18 protein-coding genes are annotated in these 20,991 nt (G+C 68.3%); 6 read left to right on the forward strand and 12 right to left on the reverse strand.

From position 1 onward, the window contains the following. Nucleotides 1–1,062, reverse strand: a complete 1,062-nt coding sequence (gene ku, locus ACWCIA_RS00895; RefSeq protein WP_454160069.1) for a non-homologous end joining protein Ku — start codon at nt 1,060–1,062, stop codon at nt 1–3. Between the two features lie 12 nt (nt 1,063–1,074). Next, entirely contained in the window at nt 1,075–2,043 is a 969-nt protein-coding gene (locus ACWCIA_RS00900; protein ID WP_454160070.1) for an SDR family oxidoreductase, read from the reverse strand. A 165-nt stretch (nt 2,044–2,208) separates the two neighbouring features. On the opposite strand from ACWCIA_RS00900, the gene ACWCIA_RS00905 reads away from it, so the two are divergent. The 3 genes from ACWCIA_RS00905 to ACWCIA_RS00915 all read left to right on the forward strand — a co-directional run bounded on the left by ACWCIA_RS00905 (nt 2,209) and on the right by ACWCIA_RS00915 (nt 6,389). Continuing rightward, nucleotides 2,209–3,687 carry a diguanylate cyclase gene (locus ACWCIA_RS00905; protein WP_454160072.1) on the forward strand — a complete coding sequence of 493 codons (1,479 nt, stop codon included), beginning with the start codon at nt 2,209–2,211 and terminating at the stop codon, nt 3,685–3,687. A gap of 306 nt (nt 3,688–3,993) precedes the next feature. After that, complete coding sequence (locus ACWCIA_RS00910) at nt 3,994–5,628, forward strand: SulP family inorganic anion transporter (RefSeq protein WP_454160074.1); 1,635 nt, start codon at nt 3,994–3,996, stop codon at nt 5,626–5,628. Nucleotides 5,629–5,819: 191 nt separating this feature from the next. Further along, on the forward strand, nt 5,820–6,389 hold the full coding sequence (locus ACWCIA_RS00915; RefSeq protein ID WP_454160076.1) for a GNAT family N-acetyltransferase: 570 nt from the start codon (nt 5,820–5,822) through the stop codon (nt 6,387–6,389). Between the two features lie 33 nt (nt 6,390–6,422). Here ACWCIA_RS00915 and ACWCIA_RS00920 read toward each other — a convergent pair whose 3' ends face one another. The 4 genes from ACWCIA_RS00920 to ACWCIA_RS00935 all read right to left on the reverse strand — a co-directional run bounded on the left by ACWCIA_RS00920 (nt 6,423) and on the right by ACWCIA_RS00935 (nt 10,269). Further along, complete coding sequence (locus ACWCIA_RS00920) at nt 6,423–7,052, reverse strand: 1-acyl-sn-glycerol-3-phosphate acyltransferase (protein WP_454160078.1); 630 nt, start codon at nt 7,050–7,052, stop codon at nt 6,423–6,425. A 344-nt stretch (nt 7,053–7,396) separates the two neighbouring features. Beyond that, on the reverse strand, nt 7,397–8,563 hold the full coding sequence (locus tag ACWCIA_RS00925) for a right-handed parallel beta-helix repeat-containing protein (RefSeq protein WP_454160080.1): 1,167 nt from the start codon (nt 8,561–8,563) through the stop codon (nt 7,397–7,399). Nucleotides 8,564–8,725: 162 nt separating this feature from the next. Continuing rightward, nucleotides 8,726–9,334, reverse strand: a complete 609-nt coding sequence (locus ACWCIA_RS00930) for an acyl-CoA thioesterase (RefSeq protein WP_454160082.1) — start codon at nt 9,332–9,334, stop codon at nt 8,726–8,728. 80 nt (nt 9,335–9,414) lie between these two features. Continuing rightward, on the reverse strand, nt 9,415–10,269 hold the full coding sequence (locus ACWCIA_RS00935; protein ID WP_454160084.1) for an endonuclease/exonuclease/phosphatase family protein: 855 nt from the start codon (nt 10,267–10,269) through the stop codon (nt 9,415–9,417). A gap of 108 nt (nt 10,270–10,377) precedes the next feature. Between ACWCIA_RS00935 and ACWCIA_RS00940 the strand changes: the two genes are divergently transcribed. Further along, nucleotides 10,378–10,707, forward strand: a complete 330-nt coding sequence (locus ACWCIA_RS00940; RefSeq protein WP_454160085.1) for a hypothetical protein — start codon at nt 10,378–10,380, stop codon at nt 10,705–10,707. A gap of 35 nt (nt 10,708–10,742) precedes the next feature. Here the strand turns inward: ACWCIA_RS00940 and ACWCIA_RS00945 are convergent, their stop codons facing one another. Together ACWCIA_RS00945 and pepN are read right to left on the reverse strand one after the other, a co-directional pair. Further along, nucleotides 10,743–11,492 (reverse strand): hypothetical protein, encoded by a 750-nt coding sequence (locus ACWCIA_RS00945; RefSeq protein ID WP_454160087.1) that lies wholly within the window; start codon nt 11,490–11,492, stop codon nt 10,743–10,745. Nucleotides 11,493–11,642: 150 nt separating this feature from the next. Continuing rightward, nucleotides 11,643–14,324, reverse strand: coding sequence for an aminopeptidase N (gene pepN, locus ACWCIA_RS00950; RefSeq protein ID WP_454160089.1), 2,682 nt, complete (start codon nt 14,322–14,324; stop codon nt 11,643–11,645). A 245-nt stretch (nt 14,325–14,569) separates the two neighbouring features. Here pepN and sugE point away from each other — a divergent pair, with 245 nt between their 5' ends. Then, nucleotides 14,570–14,890 carry a quaternary ammonium compound efflux SMR transporter SugE gene (gene sugE, locus ACWCIA_RS00955; RefSeq protein WP_454160091.1) on the forward strand — a complete coding sequence of 107 codons (321 nt, stop codon included), beginning with the start codon at nt 14,570–14,572 and terminating at the stop codon, nt 14,888–14,890. A gap of 80 nt (nt 14,891–14,970) precedes the next feature. Here sugE and ACWCIA_RS00960 read toward each other — a convergent pair whose 3' ends face one another. The 3 genes from ACWCIA_RS00960 to ACWCIA_RS00970 all read right to left on the reverse strand — a co-directional run bounded on the left by ACWCIA_RS00960 (nt 14,971) and on the right by ACWCIA_RS00970 (nt 19,206). Next, on the reverse strand, nt 14,971–15,219 hold the full coding sequence (locus tag ACWCIA_RS00960; protein WP_379744899.1) for a DUF3297 family protein: 249 nt from the start codon (nt 15,217–15,219) through the stop codon (nt 14,971–14,973). A gap of 71 nt (nt 15,220–15,290) precedes the next feature. Then, entirely contained in the window at nt 15,291–18,179 is a 2,889-nt protein-coding gene (locus ACWCIA_RS00965; protein ID WP_454160093.1) for a PAS domain S-box protein, read from the reverse strand. Between the two features lie 43 nt (nt 18,180–18,222). Further along, nucleotides 18,223–19,206: a succinylglutamate desuccinylase gene (locus ACWCIA_RS00970; protein WP_454160094.1), complete on the reverse strand. Its 984-nt coding sequence runs from the start codon at nt 19,204–19,206 to the stop codon at nt 18,223–18,225. A gap of 105 nt (nt 19,207–19,311) precedes the next feature. On the opposite strand from ACWCIA_RS00970, the gene ACWCIA_RS00975 reads away from it, so the two are divergent. Continuing rightward, nucleotides 19,312–20,454: an acyltransferase family protein gene (locus ACWCIA_RS00975; protein WP_454160095.1), complete on the forward strand. Its 1,143-nt coding sequence runs from the start codon at nt 19,312–19,314 to the stop codon at nt 20,452–20,454. Here ACWCIA_RS00975 and ACWCIA_RS00980 read toward each other — a convergent pair. After that, nucleotides 20,444–20,917 (reverse strand): hypothetical protein, encoded by a 474-nt coding sequence (locus ACWCIA_RS00980; RefSeq protein ID WP_454160097.1) that lies wholly within the window; start codon nt 20,915–20,917, stop codon nt 20,444–20,446. The two genes, ACWCIA_RS00975 and ACWCIA_RS00980, sit on opposite strands and share 11 nt — an antisense overlap. Nucleotides 20,918–20,991: the final 74 nt, after the last annotated feature.

Here is a 20,991-nt window from a genome sequence, read left to right on the forward strand (position 1 = left end):
TTACGCCGCCTTCTTGCGGCGCACGGGTGCGGCCTTGGCGGCAACCTTGGTGGCCACCTTCGTGGCGGCCTTTTTTGCCGCCGGCTTGGCGGCGGCGCGCCTGGGCTTCGCGCTGGCGGCGACTTCCTCCGTCTCACGCTCGGCGACCTTGCGCGTGCGCGGAGCGGGGGCGTCGTCGTCGGCGTCTTCCGCTGCCGGTTTTGGCGCGCGTTTCGGCGGCGGCGGTTCGTCGTCGTCCTCGTCATCATCCAGCACGGCTTTACCCGGCTTCTTGCCGAGGCTGGCCTGCAGCAGCGAGACCAGGTCGATCACGTTGGTGGCCTTGGCCGGCTTTTCGTCCGGGTCCGGCATGGTGATGGTCTTGGTCTGCTTGGCCTTGATCTTCTTTTCGATCAGGGCCATCACGTCTTCGCGGTAGCTGTCGTGGTATTGGTCCGGCTCCCAGTCCTCGCTCATGCCCTGGACCAGGGCCATCGCCATTTTGAGTTCCTTGTCCGTGATCGACGCGTTCTTCGCGTCCTTGGCGGGGATTTTCAGTTCGCCCGGGTCGCGGATCTCGTCCGCGTAGCGCAAGGTGTTCATGACGATCGTGTCGCCCACGCACACCAGCGCCGCCAGGTGCTGCTTGACGCGGATGACGACGTGGGCAATGCCGATCTTGCCGACCCGCTTGAGCACGTCGCGCAGCAGCGCATACACCTTGTCGCCGCCCTTGCCGGGCGCGAGGTAGTAGGGCTGGTCGTAGTAGATGAGCGGCACGTCCCCGGCGTCGACAAAGGCCAGGATGTCGATGGTCTGCGTCGCTTCCGGATTGGCGCGGCGCAGGTCTTCGTCGGACAGCACGACGTATTCGCCGTCGCTGTACTCGTAGCCCTTGATGATGTCGTCCCAGCCCACTTCCTTCTGGGTGTTCTTGTTGTAGCGCTTGAAGCCGATCGGCGAGAAGTCGCGGCGGTCGAGCATGTGCAGGTCGAGCCCCTTGTCGCTCACCGCCGGGTACATCTCGACCGGGATGTGCACCAGCCCGAAGCTGATCGCGCCTTTCCACATGCTGCGTGCCATCGTCTATTCTCCTTATTCGCCGACGCTGCCGGTGACCGGCAGCACGATGCCCGTGATGTAGCTCGAACAGGCGTTCGAGGCCAGGAACACGTAGGCGGGCGACAGTTCTTCCGGCTGGGCCGCGCGGCCGTAGGTGGTGCTCTCGCCGAAGTGGACGATCTTGTCCGGCGACTGGTCGGCCGGGTTGAGCGGGGTCCAGACCGGGCCGGGCGCCACGCAGTTGACGCGGATGCCCTTGTCGAGCAGGTTGGCCGCCAGCGACATCGTAAAGGCGTGAATCGCACCCTTGGTCGACGAATAGTCGAGCAGCATCTTCGAGCCCTTGATGCCGGTGACCGAACCGGTGTTGATGATGGAGGCGCCGCGCTTGAGGTGGGGCAGGGCGGCCTTCGCCATGTGGAAGTAGCCGTAGATATTCGTGCGCATCGTCTCGTCGAAGCGCTCCTCGGTGATCTCGAGCAGGGAGTTGGCGTGCATCTGGAAGGCGGCGTTATTGACCAGCACGTCCAGGCGGCCCCACTCGGCCACCACCCTGTCGACGGCCTGCTGGCAGAAGTCCATGTCCTTGACATCGCCGGCGATGGTGACGCAGCGGCGGCCTTCGGCTTCGATGACGCGCTGGGTCTCGGCGGCGTCTTCGTGTTCGTTCAGGTAGAGGACGGCGACGTCCGCGCCTTCGCGCGCGAACAGCACCGCCACCGCGCGGCCGATGCCGGAGTCGCCGCCGGTGACGATCGCCACCTGGCCTTCGAGCTTGCCGCTGCCCTTGTAGTTCTCCGCCATGAAGCGCGGCTTGACCTCCATCTCGGCTTCCAGGCCGGGCTTGGCCAGGTGCTGCCCGGGCATCGGCGGCACCGGCTGCTCGGCCCCGATCTGCACCGGCTTCTCGCCCTGCTGCCCGGCGGCGCCGCTGGCGTCGATCTGGTCCTGGCGGTTCTGGATTGCCTTCTGGTGATTCGCGACGTCGTCCTGGTTGGCCATCGTGCATCCTTCTGAGCTTAAGTTCGAGACCGGCCCAGTATCGGCCGCGCCACTCCCCGCGACGGTGCGGTCCCACACACAGCGCGCCAATTGCCTGTTCGGGCGGGGGTAATTGTGTCAAAATTGGCATCGTTTTTTCATCATTTGCGTGTCAAGGAGATCACCATGCCCCAGCCGGCCCAGCCGCAAGCCACCCACGCCGGGCTGTTCGTGAACCCGGCTGCCGGTCGCCGCGGCGAATTCGAGGCCGCCTGCGGCGCGCTGTTCGGCCGGCTGACACTGGCCGACGGCACCGAGCGCGCGCTCGCGCTGCTCGCCGGGGAGCAGGTCGACCTGCTCGTGATCGATCTCGACCGCTTCGACCCCGAGCTCGACCACGCAGGCCTGGCCGCGCTGGTGACGGCGCGCGCCGGGGCCCCGACCTTCGTCCTGTGCCCCTTCGCGAACGCCCGCTGGCTGGCCGCGCTGATGGCCTGCGGGCCGGTCGAGTATGCGATCACGCCCTTGCCGGACGAGGCCCTGCGGGAGGCGCTTGCCGCGCGCCTGCTGGCCGGGCCCACGCCGGTGCCTCCCTTGAGCCCGCGCGAACAGGAGCAGCAGGGCTTGCAGGCACTGCGGGCCGAGGTGCGCGCGGCGATCGGCGAGGGCGAGGAGCAGGGCGCGATGGGCGAGCGCGTGTGCCGCGCGCTGTGCGCCTGGCCGGGCGTGGTCCATGCCGCGCTGTTCCACCTGGAGCCGGGCGGCGACTTGCGCTTGCTGGCCCAGGACAGCCAGCCAGGTGCGCGCGGCCTGAACCTGGCGCGGGTGCTGGGACGCGGCGAGCGCCTGCTGCAGTCGCCGCTGCGCCACGCCTTTCCGGGCCTGCTGGCGGCCAGCGCGAACACCGTCGCGCTGCTCGACGAACCAGGCAAGTCGGGCGAACCGCAGCTGGCCGACGCATTGCGCGAACACGGCATCGATATGGTGCTCGGCCTGCCGATTTCCTCGAGCGGACCCGGCACGCCGCGCGGCTCGCTCTGCCTGTCCTTCCGCGCCGCGCGCACGTTTTCCGGGCCCGAGCTCGAGGCCCTGGCCGAAGTCGCGGACCTGGTGGCGGGCGGCCTGCGCATGGCCGACCTGAACCGCGAAAGCGAGGAGATGCTGGCGCGCGTGACCCATCTGTCGACCGTCGACGCGCTCACCGCGGTCGCCAACCGCCGCCACGGCGAAGCGCTGCTGGAGACCGAAATCAAGCGCGCGCGCCGCTACCGCCACCCGCTGGCGCTGATCGCCTTCGACATCGACCGCTTCAAGATGGTCAACGACCGCTATGGCCATCCGGTCGGCGACATGGTGCTGCGCGCCGTGGCCGACGCCGCCCAGGGCCTGGTGCGCGCCAGCGACGTGCTGGTGCGTTCGGGCGGCGAGGAATTCCTCGTCATCGCTCCGCACACGAGCGCCATCGACGGCCTCAAGATGGCCGAGAAGTTGCGCACCGCGATCGAGTCGACCGCCATGCCCGGCGTCGACCAGGTCACCATCAGCCTCGGCGTGGCCCAGCTGGCCGACCAGGAAAGCGCCGACTCGCTGACCGTGCGCGCCAACGCCGCGCTCGCACGGGCCAAGCGGGCAGGGCGCAATTGCGTTGAACTGGCGATGCTGTAGACCTGCCCAGGAGCACGATGATCGGGGGTAGGGTGGGCACCGTCATTGAAGCCCCGGCTTCAATGACCCCACGCGGACGGGTGAACAGAGTTAGCGTCTGACCTGAATAATGTTGACGATCGCTTCATACGCTAACGGTACGCAGTAGCCGCTGCCAACAATGTTCACGCTTCCGCGTAGGCACGGGGTGCCCACCCTACGTTGGCGCCGGTGGATTCGTGTGAAAAATGACCGGCCATGCACCAATCCAAAGTACCGGCCCTCGTCCCGCCCATGCTACCCTTGCGCTTTTGAAACGGACGAGCAATGCTGTACTGGTTGAGGCACTACCGGCGCGCCATGCTGCCTGGCGACATCAGCGCCGGGTTGGTGGTGGCGATGATGATGATCCCGCAAGGCATGGCCTATGCCCTGGTGGCGGGACTGCCGCCGGTGGTCGGCCTGTACGCCAGCATCGTGCCGCCCGTGTTGTATGCGCTGTTCGGCACCAGCAGCACGCAATCGGTGGGGCCGATGGCGATCATCTCGCTGATGACCGCCTCGGCCCTGGCGCCGCTCGCCGCTCCCGGCAGCACCCTGTACACGGTGCTGGCCGCGCAGCTGGCCCTGCTGTCGGGCCTGGTGCTGCTAGCCTGCGGACTGCTGCGCATCGGCTTCATCGCCAATTTCTTCTCGCGTCCCGTGATGAGCGGCTTCACCATCGGATCGGCGGTCGTCATCGCGCTCGGCCAGGTGCCGGCCATGCTGGGCGCGCCCCTGTTCGGCCTGCACCTGCCGAGCGCCGTCCTCGGGCTGGGATCGCTGGCCGTGCTGCTGCTGGCCCGCAGCCGCCTGGCGTCCTTGCTGCGCGCGGCCGGACTGTCGCCGAACGCCGCCGACATCGGGGCCAAGCTGGCGCCGATGGTGGTGGTGCTGGGCGCCACCGCCCTGGTGCCGCTGCTCGGCCTGGACGCGCTGGGCGTGAAGACGGTCGGGACGGTGCCTGCCGGGCTTCCCGGGCTGAACCTGGCGACCTCGAGCGGGCACTGGCAGGCGCTGCTGCAGCCGGCCCTGCTGATCGGCTTCATGGTATTCCTGATCAGCATGTCGGGCGCCCAGACGCTGGCGCTCAAGCGCGCCGAAAAGCTGAAAAGCAATTACGAACTCATCGGCCTGGGCGCCGCCAACATCGGCAGTGCGCTGACCGGCGGTTTTCCCGTCACCGGCAGCATGTCGCGCTCGGCCGTGAACTTCGCCGCCGGCGCCAACAGCCAGCTCGCCAGCCTGCTCGCGGCGGGCCTGCTGGCCCTGGCGCTGACGGCGCCGACCGGCTGGCTGGCTTTCCTTCCGCTGCCGGCGCTGGCGGCGACCATCATCGTCGCCGTGCTGGGCATGCTCGACACCAGCACCTTCATGACCAGCTGGCGCTACGACCGTGCGGATGCGGCGGCCCTGGTTGCCACCGCGGCCGGGGTGCTGGCGCTCGGCGTCGAGGCGGGCGTCGTGATCGGTGTGGCGCTGTCGATGGGCGCCCTGATCTGGCGCGCCAGCCGGCCGCACATCGCAGTGCTGGGACGCATTCCCGGCACCGAGCACTTCCGCAACGTCGAACGCTACTCGGCCGACACCTCGCCCGGGCTGCTGATGCTGCGCGTGGACGCCGGGCTCTTCTTCGGCAACGTGGAGGCCGTCAATGAGCGCATCGAGGACGAGCTGGCGGCCCGGCCCGACACGCGCCACCTGGTGCTGGTGCTGTCGGCCGTGAACGCGATCGACACCTCGGCGCTGTTCGCCCTCGGCGAGCTGAACGCGATGCTGGCGGCGCGCGGCGTGACGCTGCACCTGGCCGAAGTGAAGGGGCCGGTGATGGACCGCCTGAAGCAGAGCGAGCTGCTCGGTGCGCTGGGCGGCAAGGTGTTCCTCAGCACGGCCATGGCCTGGGACGCGCTGGCGCCGGCTTGAGGCCGCGGTCGATTGCTGTAGCGCCTCGGCCGCCCGCGGCGCCTGTTGCGGCATGCTGCCCGCTTTTGGGGTTCCCTTATCGTGCACGGCCTTTAACCCGCACCATGCTGGTGCAGGTTCGATCCGGCACAGGCTTGGAAAGCGGGCATGATTCCTGCAGACTTCGGGGAGTCGACGACTTTGGGGGACAAATGATGCAAATTCGGATGCTCGACGCCGCCGGGACCGCGGGACACGCGGCGCAGTTGCGCGCGCTCTTGCTGGACGCGGTCGCGCATGGCGCATCGGTCGGCTTCGTGTCGCCGCTGGGCGAGGCCGCGGCCGACGCCTACTGGCGCGAGGTGCAGGAGGCGGTCGCGGCCGGCTCACGTATCCTGCTGGTGGGCTGGCGTGACCACGTCATGGTCGGCACGGTACAGCTCGATCTCTGCATGAAGCCCAACGGCAGCAACCGGGCCGAGGTGCAGAAGCTGCTGGTGCACAGCGGCGCGCGCCGGGCCGGAGCGGCAAGCGCCCTGATGGCGGCAGCGGAAATGCAGGCGCTGGCGCTGCGGCGCGGCCTGCTGTTCCTCGACACCGAAGCGGGGTCGGGCGCCGAAAGCCTGTACCAGCGGCTCGGCTATACGCGGGTGGGCGAACTGCCGGAATACTGCGCCACGCCCGACGGCGCCTGGCGCGCCACCGCGATTTATTACAAGACGCTGTTCGTGCGGGAGCGGCAGGACGCGCTGCGCCCGGATCGGAAGCAGGCGCAGGGCTAAGCGGGCGTCCCGGCGTCCCTGCACGGACCTGATTCAGGCGCGCTTGCGGCGCTCGGGACCGGTATGCGGCGGCGCCAGCTCGACCGGCGCGGCGTGCTCGGGGTAGAGCGCCTGCTTGCCCTTGTAGACGGCGGCGATGGCCGCCATGTCGGCGTCCTGGTCGCCGGTCAGCTCCAGCGTGTCCACCAGGCCGAGTTCCTTTTTCGCATAGTCGAGGTAGACCAGCAGCACCGGGACCTTGGCGGCGACGGCCAGGTGATAGAAGCCGCTTTTCCAGTGCGGCCGGTAGCTGCGCGTGCCTTCCGGCGTAATCGCGACCCAGCACCATTCCTCGCCCAGCATACGATCGGCCAGCAGGCGCGTGGCGCCCATCGGTGCGCGGCGGTCGACCGCCACGCCGCCCCAGTAGCGCATGACCCGCCCCATCGGACCGCGGAACAGCGAGTCCTTGGCCAGCCAGCGGAACGGCAACCCCACCGCCCATTTGCCGAGCAGGCCGATGGGGAAATCCCAGTTCGAGGTATGCGGATAGACGACGGCAATGCCGTGCGGCCCGGGCAGCGGTTTGTAACGCAGCTTCCAGCCGAACAGGTTCAGCAGGCGCAGGGCGGTGCGTTGGCCCCAGGTAGGCAGGGCTGCAGGGCGCAGCAGGTGGTCAGTCATGTTTTCTCCGTCTTGCTTGCCGCAGGCCGCGGTCTCGTTCGCCGTTTGTCGTTCGCACAAGGAAACAAAACTTGGGCGCACGCAAAACAAAGCGGAGGATTTTATAGCGCTACGGCAACAGCGACAAGCAAAAACGTTGGCCTGTTGTATGGAGGAAGCGTATTAGGCGGGATGCAGTGCAGGTGCGAAGTCGTGTTGAGGAAGCTTGGTCAGGAACGGCGGTAGGGCGCGGCGGACACACGCGTGGAGTCAGGACTCCACCCTACGTTTAGCGCCATGCGTAGGGTGGCGTCCCGACTCCACCAGCCTTATTTTCCGGGAATGCGCAGGGCTCCGGCAGCTGATCAGTGCTGGAAGGCGCCGATATCGAAGCCGGTCGCCTTCGTGCGCGGTTTGCCCTGGAAGTCCTGTTCGGGGTCGAGGGCGGCGCCCTTGCCGATGGCGGGCGATTTGGCGCTCAGGCGAAAGTCCGGGGTGCCGGTACGGCTGTACTCGACGAAGGCCGGCTCGGCGGCGATGGTGCCGACATGCTGCCGCCCGGGCGCCAGGCGCCAGTCGCTGACGGCGTTCTGGAACACGAGGTTGTTCTCGTAGCGGTTGTTGTCGCCGGTCGCCCCCTGTTCTAGGATGCCGTGCCGGTTGTCGAAGACGATGTTGTTGGCCACCACGGTGTAGTCGTTCGGTCCTTTCGAATAGTAGAAGTCGCCGCCGCCCACGACAATGCCCGAGCCGGAGGTGGAGACCGTGTTGCCGGTGATGTCGACCCGGTGCGCGTCGTGCCACAGGTGGATGCCGGCGCCCGATACCCGGTACACGACATTGTTGCGCACCCGCGCCTGGGTGCTGACGTAGATGCCGTGATGGTAGCGGCAGTCGAGCGGGCCGATGTCGTGCACGTTGTTGGCGATGACCTCGGCATGCTTGCCCTTGTAGTAGCTGTCGACGCCGATGCCGGAACCGCCGGCGCTCTCGCAGGGAACGTCCAGCCCGATATGGTGCACGTGGTTCTGGCGGATGCTGTTGTGCGAGCCGCCGTTATAAATGCCGCTGAGCCATTTGTTGCCGCTCTGGTAGTGGGTGCCGTCGATCTCGAAGCCGACGATGTCGACGAAGCTGCCGCGGTTGTCCCAGGCGCTGCTGGTGTTCGAATCGAGCGGCGGGACGATTTTCGCGGCCCAGCGCTCCATCGACTGGAAAATGATGCGCGCTTCCAGGGTGCCGCTGACCGTGGTGCGGAAGCCCCCGGTGTACTGGCCCGGCGCGACGTACACCGTGGTGCCGGGTGTGACGACCTGGGCCGCGCGCTTGATGGTGCGGAAGGGTTCGGCCTGGGTGCCGGGGTTGGCGTCGGAGCCGCCTGGCGCGACATAGAGGTTGGTGCGCACGACCTCGGGGATCACCAGTTGTTCGGAAGAGCCGTCGCGCAGGCGGCAGCCGTCGAGCACGAGCAGGACGGCGCAGAACAGCACTGCGAAAAAGGGGTTGGCAGGGCGAACGGCTGGGCAGGACATAGCGTTCCTCGTGGACGGCGGACACCAACTAAGTGTCCCTCGGCGCGAACGTCGCCCGGCCCGGTTCGCTCAAGTTTGCCTTTGAGCGGGCGCAAGGTGCGTTGCACGAGCCCATGTATGCCTGAGTCCGCCATGTTCAGGCCGGTGCCCAGGCCGGGATGCTCAGGGCGGAATGCTGTCGGATGCGGCCGGCGGGACGACCTGCGGCATGTAGGCGGCGAGGAATTCCGGCGGCATGCGGCGCGGGCGGCCGGCGCTGATGTCGATGCAGACCAGCTCCCAGCGCCCGCGCAGCACGGTCGCGCCGTCGCTCGCGCGCACCAGCTGGAAACGGCGCTCCATCGACAGCTTGCCGTCGCCGCCGACCAGCCAGGTCCCCAGCAGCAGCGCTTCGTCCAGCAGCGTGGGCAGGATGTAGTCGTATTCGGCATGCCGGATCGCCATGGCGCGGTCGAGGCGGCGGTAGTCCCCGATGCCCAGGCCCAGCGCTTCGGAATGGGCCCAGCCGACCTGTTCGCACCAGCGCACGTAGACGGCATTGTTGGTGTGGTTCAGTCCATCGATGTCGCCGGCGCCTGGCGCGAGCGGGAGGGTGAATGGTTGCGGAAAATCCCAGGTCAAATCGGTTCCTCGAAAACGGGCGGCGCCGGCCAGCCGGCAGGCGGCGTTAGCCTGCAGCGGCAGGGCGCCACGCAGCGGCACGCGGCGCGCGCGGGCGCCCTTGTAGCGCATGGCGGCGAGCCGTGGCGCGGCTGTCGGCAAAACCGCCATTCTAGCCCCTTGCCGGGTCGCTCGCCGCGTCCGCCAAACGACTGGGCTGACCGCGCAGCCCGGTCGGGGCCAGCGGTTGGCTAGCCAAGTTCGAGCAGCAGCGGCTGGTGATCCGAACCGGTCCTGGCGCCGGCGACCTCCACGCGGCGCACGCGGCCGGCAAGGTCGCTGCTGACGAAGGCGAAATCGAAGGCGAACGGCTGGCCGGCGTCAGGCCCGTCCGCGTGCAGCCCGACGGTGGGCGCATGGGGCCGCCCGCGCTGCGCCAGGCGCCAGGCGTCGCGCAGGGCGGGCGTGCCGTCCGTGAAGGGCGCCAGCAGGCGGGCGTATTCGGGCGAATCGGGCAGCATGTTGAAGTCGCCCATCAGGACGGCGGGCGCCGCGCGGGGTACGGCGGCGAAGGCGCCGGCCTCGGGCGATCCCGGGCGCGGCTGGCGCGCGTGCAGCACGGCTTCGCGGTGCAGTTCACGCAGGCGGTCGACCTGGGCGCCGCGCTGCAGGGGCGAAAAGTATTCGAGGTGGACCGACACCACCCGCAGCAGCCCGCCCGGCGTGGCGAGCGTGACTTCGAGGGCGGCGCGCGGCATGCTCATCACCTTCGGGTCGGCCGGCCATGGCAGCAAGTGGCGCAGCACCTGCAGTACCGGATAGCGCGAGAACACCATGCTGCCGAGCCGGCGGCGGCCGCCGTCGGGCGCGAGCGTATCGAGCGGGGTGGCGTGACTGGCGCTGTAGCCGGGCAGGCGTGCGGCGAGAGCGGCGAACTGATCCTCGATGCGCGAGCCGTCGCGGGCCTCGAGTCCGCAGGCGACCTCCTGCAGGCAGAGCACGTCGAACTCGGAAAAGCGGTCGAGCGTGGCGACGACCTGACCGGGATCGGCGCCACCGCCTGCGCTGCGGGCCGACTGGATGTTCCAGGAGATGAGCTTGGGCATGGCTGTCCTTTCATGGTTGGCCCAGCCTATGCCCGGCAACGCGGCCGTTCCTGATCCACCTCAGGCGTGCGCGCCGAACCGGATTGCCCATACAGGCATCCAAGAAGCATGTTCACGATCGTCCTGCTGTTGTATCTGCAGGCTCACCTCGAGGTCACGCTCGAGAGCAGCAGCCTGCGCGGCGTCTACCGCAGCCGTGCCGAGTGCGAGGCTGCCGCCGTTCGCTTGCGCGGGCCGCTGCCCGTGCCACGCCCGCATGACGCGGCCTGGTACGACGCAGTCTGCCTGCCGATCAACCGCGACACGAAAGTGAACGAGTTGGCACCGCGCGATATCGGCCGCCTGCTCGAAGTGCAGCCGCCGACCGGTTGCGGCGCGACAGGCGCCTGGCGCCGCATGGCCGAGTCGTGCTCGGCCCGGCGGGGTGGGGAGAACTGAAGAAAAGACAGGGCAAGGAGGAAGCGGAAAAGGAGTCACTGGCGCATCCAGGGCACGCCCGTCGGGCAGGGCACGGAGCCGGCGCCGCTGGTGTCGAGCGGGCGGCCGGAGGCGGTCACGGGGCCGCCGGCGCTGCCGCTGCGGTAGCAGGCGACCCGGCTGCCGGCAGTCTTGCGGTAAATGATGACGCCATCCGGCGCCGTATAACTGTCGAGCGTGACCGTGTTGCCGACGTCCTTGCGCGCGGCCGCGAAGGCCTCGGCGAAGCGTTCCCATTTCCGGTCGGGTTCGGCCGTGATCGGGCTGGAACCCTTGCGCAGGGCGCGGTCCACACTGCCGGCCATCGCCTTCGAGGTGGCAAGCAGGTCGCCAGGCGCGGGGGCGGGCCGCGATGTGGCGTGCGATGTCGAGTCGGATGCAGGTTCGGATGCAGGCGCTTCCCCGTCCGCCGGCGGCTGGGTAATCGCTTCCGGTTCGGACCGGGACATGGGAGGGACGCGCGACGGCGCCGCAACCGTGGCAGACTCGGCGGGGTTGTCCGGGCGTGGACGCGGCTGGGAGGAAGCTTGGGGCACGGCCTGGGCTGGCCGTGGCCTGGCAACCGGCTGTACGAAGACGAAGACCTGCTCGCGCGGCGGCGCTACGCCGGCGGGCTGGTGTGGTGCGCCGCCCAGCCAGGCCAGCACCAGCAGCAGGTGCAGGCCCAGCGTAAGCGCGAGCGGCGCCAGCGGACGCCTGGGGAAAGGCGCCGCGGCGGCCAGGCCATCGAGGTGCATGCCGCGCATTCGCCGCTTACCTGGCCGCTTACCTGGCCGCGTACTTGGCCGCGTACTCGGCCGCTTGCCTGGCTGCTGCCTTACCGCTCGCTTGGCAGCTTATTTGGCAGCTCGCTTGGCAGCTCGCTTGGCAGCTCGCTTGGCAGCTAAGCTGGCGGCTTACTTGGCCTCCTGCTTCGCCGCCGTCATCGCGCCCTTGATGGTGACGCAGCGCTGGTCTTCCTGCTGCGCGTCGAGCAGAGCGCGGCGGGTGCCGGCCGACAGGTCCTTCATCTGCGCGACGGCCGCGTCCAGGCGCTTGACGCTGGCCGGCGTGCAGCTGGCCGGGATCAGCGAACCGGCATAGGCGCGCATGTAGACCGGGCCTGCCGCCTTGTCGAGTGACGGCAGCTGCGCCAGGCGCTTGGCCGCCGTCTGTTCGCCCAGCGCGTTCTGCTCGGCCGGGTACAGGCTGTTCATTGCCGTGCGCACCTTGGAGAAGGGCAGCTTGGTCTGCAGGTCTTCCACCGTACCCAGCCATTGCGCCTTGACCTTCGGATCCGGGCGGCTGACCGAGGCGGCCAGCGCGGCGGCCTGGCCGGCGTCGGAATTGTCGCGCTTGAGCTCGGCGTCGATGCGCGCGGCGGCGCCCGCATGGTCGTAACGGTTCAGCTGGCGGATGATGGCCCAGCGCAGGTCCTGGTTGATGGCCAGGCCCTCGACCGGGGCATTGCCGTCGACGATGGCGGCCAGGCGGTCGAGCGCGGCCGGGGTGTTGGCCAGGCTCACGTAGCTGCCGAACCAGCGGCGCTGGAAGTTGTCGTTGCCCTTGGAGGAGAGCACGCCGTTCCAGGCCATGTCTTCCAGGGCGGCGCGGGTCCGGGTGGCCCAGGCCGACTTGTCGCCCATCAGGTCCAGGTATTCGCGCGCCATGGCCACCTTGCCGAGCACGTCGCCCAGCAGCGTGTAGTCCTTTTCCTGAGGCGCGTTGACGAGGGCGGTCTTGATGAATTCGTCGAGCGGCAGCTTGCCGTCGCGCACGCCATCCCACAGGCTCTGCCACAGCATGGTGCGCAGCAGGGCGTCGTCGACCTTGGCCAGGTTGCCGCGTGCGGTCTCGAACGAGCGCTTGTCGAGCTGCACCTTCACGAAGCCCCAGTCCTGGTAGTTCGGATAGACCAGGTCCGGGCAGGCGCTGCCGACCAGGCCAGGCACACGGGTGGTGGCGCCCTTGTACGTCACCGGTACGGTTTGCAGAGGCGTCAGCTTGCCGCCAACCAATGTAAACGTTGCGACCTGCACGCGCTGTTCGCGCAGCGTCGGCAGGGCGCGGCTCGGCGCCGTCTGCTGCAGCGTGAAGGCGCTGATCTTGCCGTTGGCGCCGCCTTTGCAAGTAAAGTTGGCGGCGATCGTGTTCACGCCCGGCTCGTACAGCCACTCCCGCGTCCAGCCCGACAGGTCGCGCCCGGCCGCCTGGCCCAGGCTGCCGATGAAGTCTTCCAGTTTCGCGTTGCGGTACGAGTACTTGGTCAGGTAGTTATGGACGCCCTTGCGGAAGGTGTCGGGGCCGAGCAGATGGCGCAGCTGCACCAGGGTCGACGCGCCCTTCGAATAGGTAATGGCGTCGATGTTGTCGAAGGCGTTCAGGGTCGAGGGCACCGGCACCTCGATCGGGTGGGTGGTGACCTTCTGGTCCTGCACGTAGGCGGCCTGCTTGCCGGTCGAATAGAAGTTCTGCCAGGCGTCCTTGAATTCGGTTGCTTCGGCCGTGGCCAGGGTGCCCATGAAGGACGCGAAGCTTTCGTTCAGCCACAGGCCGTTCCACCATTGCATGGTGACCAGGTCACCGAACCACTGGTGCGCCATCTCGTGCATGATGACCGAGGCGAGCGAGAGGCGCTGGGCGTCGGTCATCTTCGCCTTGTGCAGGAAGCGTGCCTCGGCGAAGGTGATCGCGCCGGCGTTTTCCATCGCGCCATAGAGGAAGTCCGGCACCAGCAGCTGGTCGTATTTCTCGAACGGGTAAGGGATGCCGAAGTAGTCGTCGAAGAAGGCCAGGCCCTGCTTCGTGTAGCGGAACCAGTCTTCCGGCGTGACCTGGGCGGCCACCGACTGGCGCGCGAACAGGCGCATCGGGTACTTGCCGCTCTTGTCTTCCCACACCTTGTACGGCCCGGCGTGCAGCGAGAAATTGTAGGGGCTCAATTTTTTCGTCGTCGGGAAGGTCCAGCGGCGCATCGCGCCAGCATTCTCGATGCCCGTCTCGCGGGTGGTCGTGACCACGTGCCAGTCGGCCGGGGCCAGTGCGGTCACCTGGTAGGTGGCCTTCAGGTCGGGCTGGTCGAAGACCGCGAACATCTGGTGGGCGGCGGCCGGCTCGAAGTGCGAGTAGGTGTAGACGCGTCCGTCCACCGGGTCGACCATGCGGTGCAGGCCTTCGCCGTTGGTGCTGTGCAGGCGCTCGTAGGCGATGACGACGGTGTTGCGGCCCTTGACCAGGTCGTTCGCCGCGATGGTGACGAACCAGTTGTTGTACTTGGCTTGCACGGTCTTGCCGTTGACCGTCACCGATTTCACGGTCGCCTTGTCGAGGTCGATCGTCAGGGGCGAGCCCGTGTCAGCCAGGTCGAAGCTGGCGGTGGTGACGCCGCTGAAGCTTTCCTTGCCGGTGAGGGTGAACTCGAGCGCGTAATCGACGTTCGAGACGCGCGCGGCGCGGGCGGCGGCGTCCTGCTGCGACAGGTAGGCGTTCTCGGCGCGGGCGGGCGCCGGGGCGGCGTGGGCAGTGGCGTTCAGGGCGAATACGGCGGCCAGGGCCAGGGCCATGGCGGAGGGGGCGAAGCGCGGTGCAAAAATGGTCAAGGTCGTTCCTCAGAGGGGCGCCCCGGCGGGCGCTGAATGCGAATCGCGCAAGAATAGCATGAGTGCAACGCGTGCTCCAGCAGGAAAAACGCCTCGAAAAACGTATGTACGCCCCGTCGCAGCGCCATGCGACAGGCCGGGCCGCGCCGGAGGCCGCACGCGCCCAGGCACGAGCGAACCGCTGGGTACGCAGTGCTATACTCGCGGCCATTTTCAAGAACGGGCAGGGCCCGCGAAAGGACGAGATGAGCTGGTTTTTCCTGTTGGTGGCGGGGCTGCTGGAAGTGGCGTGGGCGGTCGGCCTGAAGTACACGGAGGGCTTTACGCGCCTGTGGCCGTCGGTGTTCACCCTGACGACGATGGCGGGCAGCGTCGGCATGCTGGGGCTGGCCCTGCGCCACCTGCCGCTGGGCACGGCCTATGCGGTCTGGACCGGCATCGGCACCATCGGCACGGCCGCCTTCGGGATGCTGATGCTGAACGAACCGGCCGGTGCGCTGCGCATCGGTTCGATCGGCCTGATCGCGCTCGGGATTGCGGGGTTGAAACTGCTGACGCCAGCCTGAGGCGCCGTGTAAGAAAAAGGCGCCACCAGGGCGCCGTGTATCACTCGCAAGGAAGCGGTGCGCATGCGCGCCGCAGCCGTTTAACGGTAGAAGGCTTCGACCTTGCCCTTGAGCTTGATGAGCATCGGCTTGCCCTTGCGGTCGAGCGTCTTGCCGGCGGCGACCTTGATCCAGCCTTCGCTGAGGCAATACTCTTCGACGTCGTGGCGATCCTTGTCGTTGAAGCGGATGCCGACTTCGTGCTGGAAGACGTCGCGGTTATGGAAAGGGCTGCTCGGGTCGATCGAGAGCCGGTCTGGGAGCGGGGGGAGGGTTGCGGTATCGTTCATGCTGCGAATTATCCACCAGAACCGCGGCGCGTACAACGGCCACGCCGTTCGCCTCCCCGCTACGACCCGTCCTAGCCGGCGGTTCCGCTCGCTGACTCCCTCATTGTTCCACGCATTTCCCCCACCTCCGCCAGCAGCCGCTCCAGGCGCTGGAAGTCGACCGGCTTGGTCAGGTGATGGTCGAAGCCGGCCTCGCGCGCCCGTTCCCGGTCGTGCTGCGCGCCCCAGCCCGTGACCGCCGCCAGCACCGTGTGGCGCAGGGCCGGCAGGCGGCGCATGGCGATCGCCACTTCGTAACCGGTCATGCCGGGCATGCCGATGTCGAGCAGGGCCAGGTCCGGCGCCTGCGCCTCGGCCGCGAGCAGGGCGGCGCTGCCGTCGTGGACGGTGCGTACGGCGTGTCCCTGCGACAGCAGCAGCTGGGCCAGCAGCTCGGCGGCGTCGTGGTTGTCGTCGGCGACCAGGATCCGCAGCGGGCGGCGCGCGCCTGCCGTCGCGGCGGCCGGCGCCGCGGGCGCAGCAGCTTCCTGCACGTCCGCCAGCGGCAGGCGCAGCGTGAAGGTGCTGCCGCGGTTCGCTCCCTCGCTGGCGGCGCTGACGCTGCCGCCGTGCTTCTCGGTCAGGCGCCGGACCAGGTTCAGGCCGATGCCCAGCCCGCCCTGGGCGTAGTCCATGCCGTGGCGGCCCTGGTTGAACATCTCGAACAGCGTCGGCAGGGCGTCCGGCGGCAGGCCGATGCCGTTGTCGCGCACGTCGATGCGCACCGCGTCGCCTTCCTGCTGCGCCGCCAGCGTGATCCTGCCCTCCAGCGGCGTGTACTTCGCCGCGTTCGTCAACAGGTTGCCGATGACCTGGGCCAGCCGGTTGGCGTCGGCGTCGAGCACGAGCGGGGTCTCGGGCAGCTGCACGTCGAACGCATGCCGCTTGCCTTCGATCAGCGGCAGCGCCGTCTCGACCGCGTTGGCGACGATGTCCTGCAGCGCGACGCGCGTCTTTTTCAGCTCGACCTTGCCGCTCTGCACGCGCGCCAGGTCGAGCAGGTCGTTGACCAGGTGGATCAGGTGGTTCACCTGGCGCTCCATCATGCCGCGCACCTTGGCCAGCGCCGCCGGATTGTCGGGGCCGATGCGCATCAGGTCGAGGCCGGTCTTGATCGGCGCCAGCGGATTGCGCAGCTCGTGGGCGAGGGTGGCCAGGAATTCGTTCTGGCGCCGGTTGGCCTGGGCCAGGTCGGCCGCCAGCGCGCGCAGGTCTTCGTCGGCGCGGCGCTGCTCGGTGATGTCGCGGAAGACGACCGCGACCCGGTTGCCGGCATTCGCGTCGGCCGGGGCGACGAACACGTCGAGCCAGCGCCCGAGCGCCGCTTCGTGCTGGACGACGCGCAGCGCTTCGCCGCTCGCGGCCACCCGCGCATAGAGCTCGTTCCAGAGCGGCTGCACGTCCGGCGCCACCTCGCGCACGGTCTTGCCGACGACGTCGGCCAGGCCCGTATGCCGCTCGAAGGCCGGGTTGGTTTCCAGGAAGCGGTGGTCGACCACGGCGCCGCCGGCGTCGAACACCAGTTCGATGACGCAGAAGGCTTCGTCGATCGAAGTCAGGAGGGTGCGGTAGCGCTCCTCGCGCATCTGCAGCCGCTCTTGCACTTCGCGGCGCTCGGTGACGTCGGCGGTGGTGCCGACCATGCGCAGCGGGCGGCCGTCTTCGTCGCGGTGCAGCGCGCCGGTGTACTCGAACCAGCGCAGCGCGCGGTCGGACACGCGGTGGAAGCGGCCCTCGAAGCGGAAGGGTTCTCCCGTCGCCAGCGTGTGCGCCATCGCGATCTGGTAGGACGCGATGTCGTCCGGATGGATCAATTCGGCCAGCAGGCGCACGGTGTCGACCGGGGCGCTGCCACGTACCAGGCCTACCATCTCGTACAGGCGGTCGTTTTCCCACACCGGGTTCTCGTCGGCCACGTCCCAGCTCCAGATCCCGAGCTTGGCGGCGTCGAGCGCGAGGCGCAGGCGCTCGGCGTTCGCGCGCAGCTGTATCTCGGCTTCCTTGCGGCGGCTGATGTCGACCACGTTGGCGATGACGCTCGATGGCATACTCGCCCCCGGCTCGACGACCGGCGCCACGATCTTGGCGACCCAGACCACGCTGCCGTCCGGGCGCAGGTAGCGGTTCTCGACCTCGAAAGGCTCGCCGTTGGCGAGCATGCGGCCCAGCAGTTCCAGGTTGTCCGGCAGGTCTTCCGGGTGGATCAGGTCTTCCAGCCGCATGCCCGCGACCTCCTCGGGCGAGCGGCCAACGATGCGGCAGAAGGTCCGGTTGGCGCGCAGGATGCGCCCGTCCAGGGTGATTTCCGCAACGCCCGCCGCCGTCTGCTCGAACAGCGTCTGCAAGTGCGACTGGCTGCGCCGCAGGTCGGCGGTGCCGGTCGCGACGCGCTCCTCCAGGGTGCGGTTCAGCTGGTGCACGTGCTGTTCGGCGAGCACCCGGCTGGTGGTTTCGACCACGGTGCTGCACATGCCGGCGAGCTGGCCGTCGTCGCCGCGCAGCGGGGAGTAGAAGAAGGTGAACCAGGCCGGCTCGGGCGTGCCCTTGCGCGCGATCGGCAGCGGCACGTCTTCCAGGTGGAAGGCTTCGCCGGCGCGCGCGCGGTCGACCAGCGGGCCGATCTCGTCCCAGATCTCGGGCCAGACGCGGTCCAGCGGCCGGCCCAGCGCAGCCGGGTGCTTCTCGCCCAGGAACTGGGTATAGGCCTCGTTGTAGAGCAGGATGCGCTCCGGGCCCCAGACGATTGACATCGGCACCATGGCGTCGAGCATCAGGTTGGTATTCGCGCGCAGCGACATCGGCCAGGAAGCCACGGGCCCCAAGGGGGAGGCGCTCCAGTCGATGCCGTTGAGCAGGGCATGGAAGGGCGAAACGTCGGGGAAGCCGTGGTGCACGTGAGAGCCCATGTTAGTCGTGTTCATTCGCGTCGGCGCCCCGTTAAGCTGCTGCAATACGCTGCAATCCTCAATCGCGCCCGAACTGCGGATTCGGGCGGGTCAGGTAATACCACTCCGAGTTGGCGCCGGCCTTTGCGTCCGGGAACAGGATACGGCCCGAGAACTCGGCCACGACCGGCGTGCCGTCGGCCCGCGTGCCGATCTGCTCGCCCTCGCTGACCGGGTCGAAACTGGCCCAGGGCTTGATGAAGGCGTCGCCGGCGTCCTGCTTGTCGTGCACCACCACCATCTGCAGCGCTTCCATCTCCTCGAAAGGCACCGGCTCCGGCTCGGGCGCATCGATCAGTTTCAAAAAGGCCAGGGTGTTCATGATGGCGCGGTAGGCCACCTCGGGCGCCTGCGGGTCGACGTGCTGGCCGCATTCGAGCGTCAGCGCATAGCCGCCGGTGGTGCGCATGTATTCGGTAGTGCCGACGCCGTAGCGCAGCACCGTTTCCAGTTCCGCCGCATTGCCGCCGGTGTTGCGTGTACGGCGCTGCACGCCGCCGCCGTAGGCCGCCATCCAGCCCGTCACGAAGCGGCGCACGCCGAGGCGGCGTGCCAGCGCGCGTTCTTTCTCCGCATGCCGGAAAGCCTCCAGCGGGCCGTCGTTGTTGACAGGGCCGACCATCACGAAGGGCTCGCCGTGGGCGGCATTGAAGGAGTGCAGGTCGAGCAGCACGTCGTGCTGGGCCAGCAGCGGGCACAGCCAGTTGGCGATGCGGTCCTCGAAATCCTGCGGATCGTCCTTCGGGAACAGGTTGCGGTTCAGGTTGCGGTCGCCGTTGCGCTCGTTCTTTGCGTAGGCGAGGGGATTGACGATCGGCACAAAAGTGACGCTGCCGGTCGCGATGCGCAGCGCGCCGCTGTCGAGCTCGGCCATGACGCGCCGGATCGCCTCGGTACCGCAGATTTCGTTGCCATGGGTCGCACCCATGATGATCACGCTCGGACCTTCCCCCATGCCGGTATAGTTGACGAATTTGAATTGCAGGTTAGGTGCGGAGCTCATGCGTAGTGATCCAGGGAAATATCGGTGCTGCCATTTTATCGGGAAACCCTGGCCGATGTGGAGTGGGCGTGGCATGATCCGGCAGTCCTTTTCTCCTGCCTTCCGATGAGCACTTCCCGCAGCCCGCGCCTGCACGGCCTCGATACCTTGCGTGCGCTCGCCGTCACCCTCGTGGTGCTGCACCATTACACGCTGTTCGTCTCGAACGACGACCACACCTTCGGCTGGGTCGGGCGCATCGGCTGGGTCGGGGTCGACCTGTTCTTCGCGCTGTCGGGCTACCTGATCGGCAACCAGATCTTCGCCGCCATGCGCAGCAGCGCCGGCCTGTCGATGAAGAATTTCTACGCGCGCCGCCTGCTGCGCACGCTGCCGAACTACTTCGTCATCCTCGCGATCTATTTCCTGTGGCCGGCCTTCCGCGAGGGGGCGCCGCTCGCGCCACTGTGGCGCTACCTGAGCTTCACTCAAAACCTGGGCCTGGAGCCGGGCACGGCCTTCTCGCACAGCTGGTCGCTGGCGATCGAGGAGCAGTTCTACCTGCTGCTGCCGGCGCTGGCCATGTTGGGCGCGGCCCTGCGCCTGCGCATTCCCGCCGCCTGGATCGCGATCGCGCTGGTGGTGGCAGGCGGCATGCTGCTGCGGACCCAGCTCTGGCTGGAACACGTCGACGGCCAGAAGTATGGGACCTGGTTCTATTACAAGCTCATCTATTACTCGAGCTTCTGCAGGCTGGACGAACTGGTGGCCGGAGTGGCGCTGGCATTGCTGAAGAACCGGTATCCCGGCCTGTGGACGCGCCTGGCGCAGCACGGCAACCGCTGGCTGGCGGCCGGGACGGTGGTCACGGCCTGCACCTTCTGGATGCTGCTGGCCGACCGCTACAGCTTCGCGTCGACCGTGTTCGGCTACCCGCTGCTGGCGCTCGGCTTCGGCCTGCTGATTTTGGCGGCGCTCTCAGAACGCTCGCTGCTGCGCGACCTGCGTGTGCCCGGCGCCGGCAGCCTCGCCCTCTGGTCCTACGCGATCTACCTGGCGCACCGCGGCGCGAGCTCGGTCGGCGCGCAGTGGCTCGCCAAACTGGGTTACGGCCCGCAGTCGGGGGTGGCCATCGTCGCCTTGCTGGCGCTCAGCGTGCTGTCCGGGTGGCTGCTGTACCGGGTCGTCGAGACGCCCTTCATGGCGCTGCGCGAGCGCTGGGTGCCGAGCAACCTGGCGACGCCGGTGTTCAGTCCTCTTACTCGATGATGTCGATGACGTCGAATGCGGCCGGCATCGCGCCGAGGAAGGCGAGCGTCGCATGCACGCGCTCGCGCATGTCCTGTCCCTGGGTCGCCTCGATGGCCGCGCGCAGGCCGGGCCGCGCTTCCAGCGTGTAGGGGCTGCGGTAGGCTTCGACCAGCAGCGCGACCAGGTCGGTCGGCGCCCCGCAGGAGCGGCGCAGGCGGGTGTCGATCAGGCCCAGGAGCGTGCGCTGCATGGCCGGCGTGGGGTTGACGATGTGGGCGAACACCGAAGGCGTGTTGGCGATCGATGCGCACAGGCTGCGTTCGATGGCCTCGGGCTTCAGGTCGGAGGCGATGTCGAAGTAGGCCCGGTCCCAGCGCGTGCGCGCATACGGGTGATGGGAGGGGAAACGGTCGATGGTCTCGAAGCCGAGCGCATGGCTGGCACGCGAGAGCAGGTCGAGCACGATGGGCATCAAAGGCATGGAAGAGGGCGGGAAGTGCGCATGCCGGGAGTGTAACGCAAGCGCGGCGGGCGATCCATCGACCGCCCAGCCGC

This window comes from Massilia sp. SYSU DXS3249 (assembly GCF_053668055.1).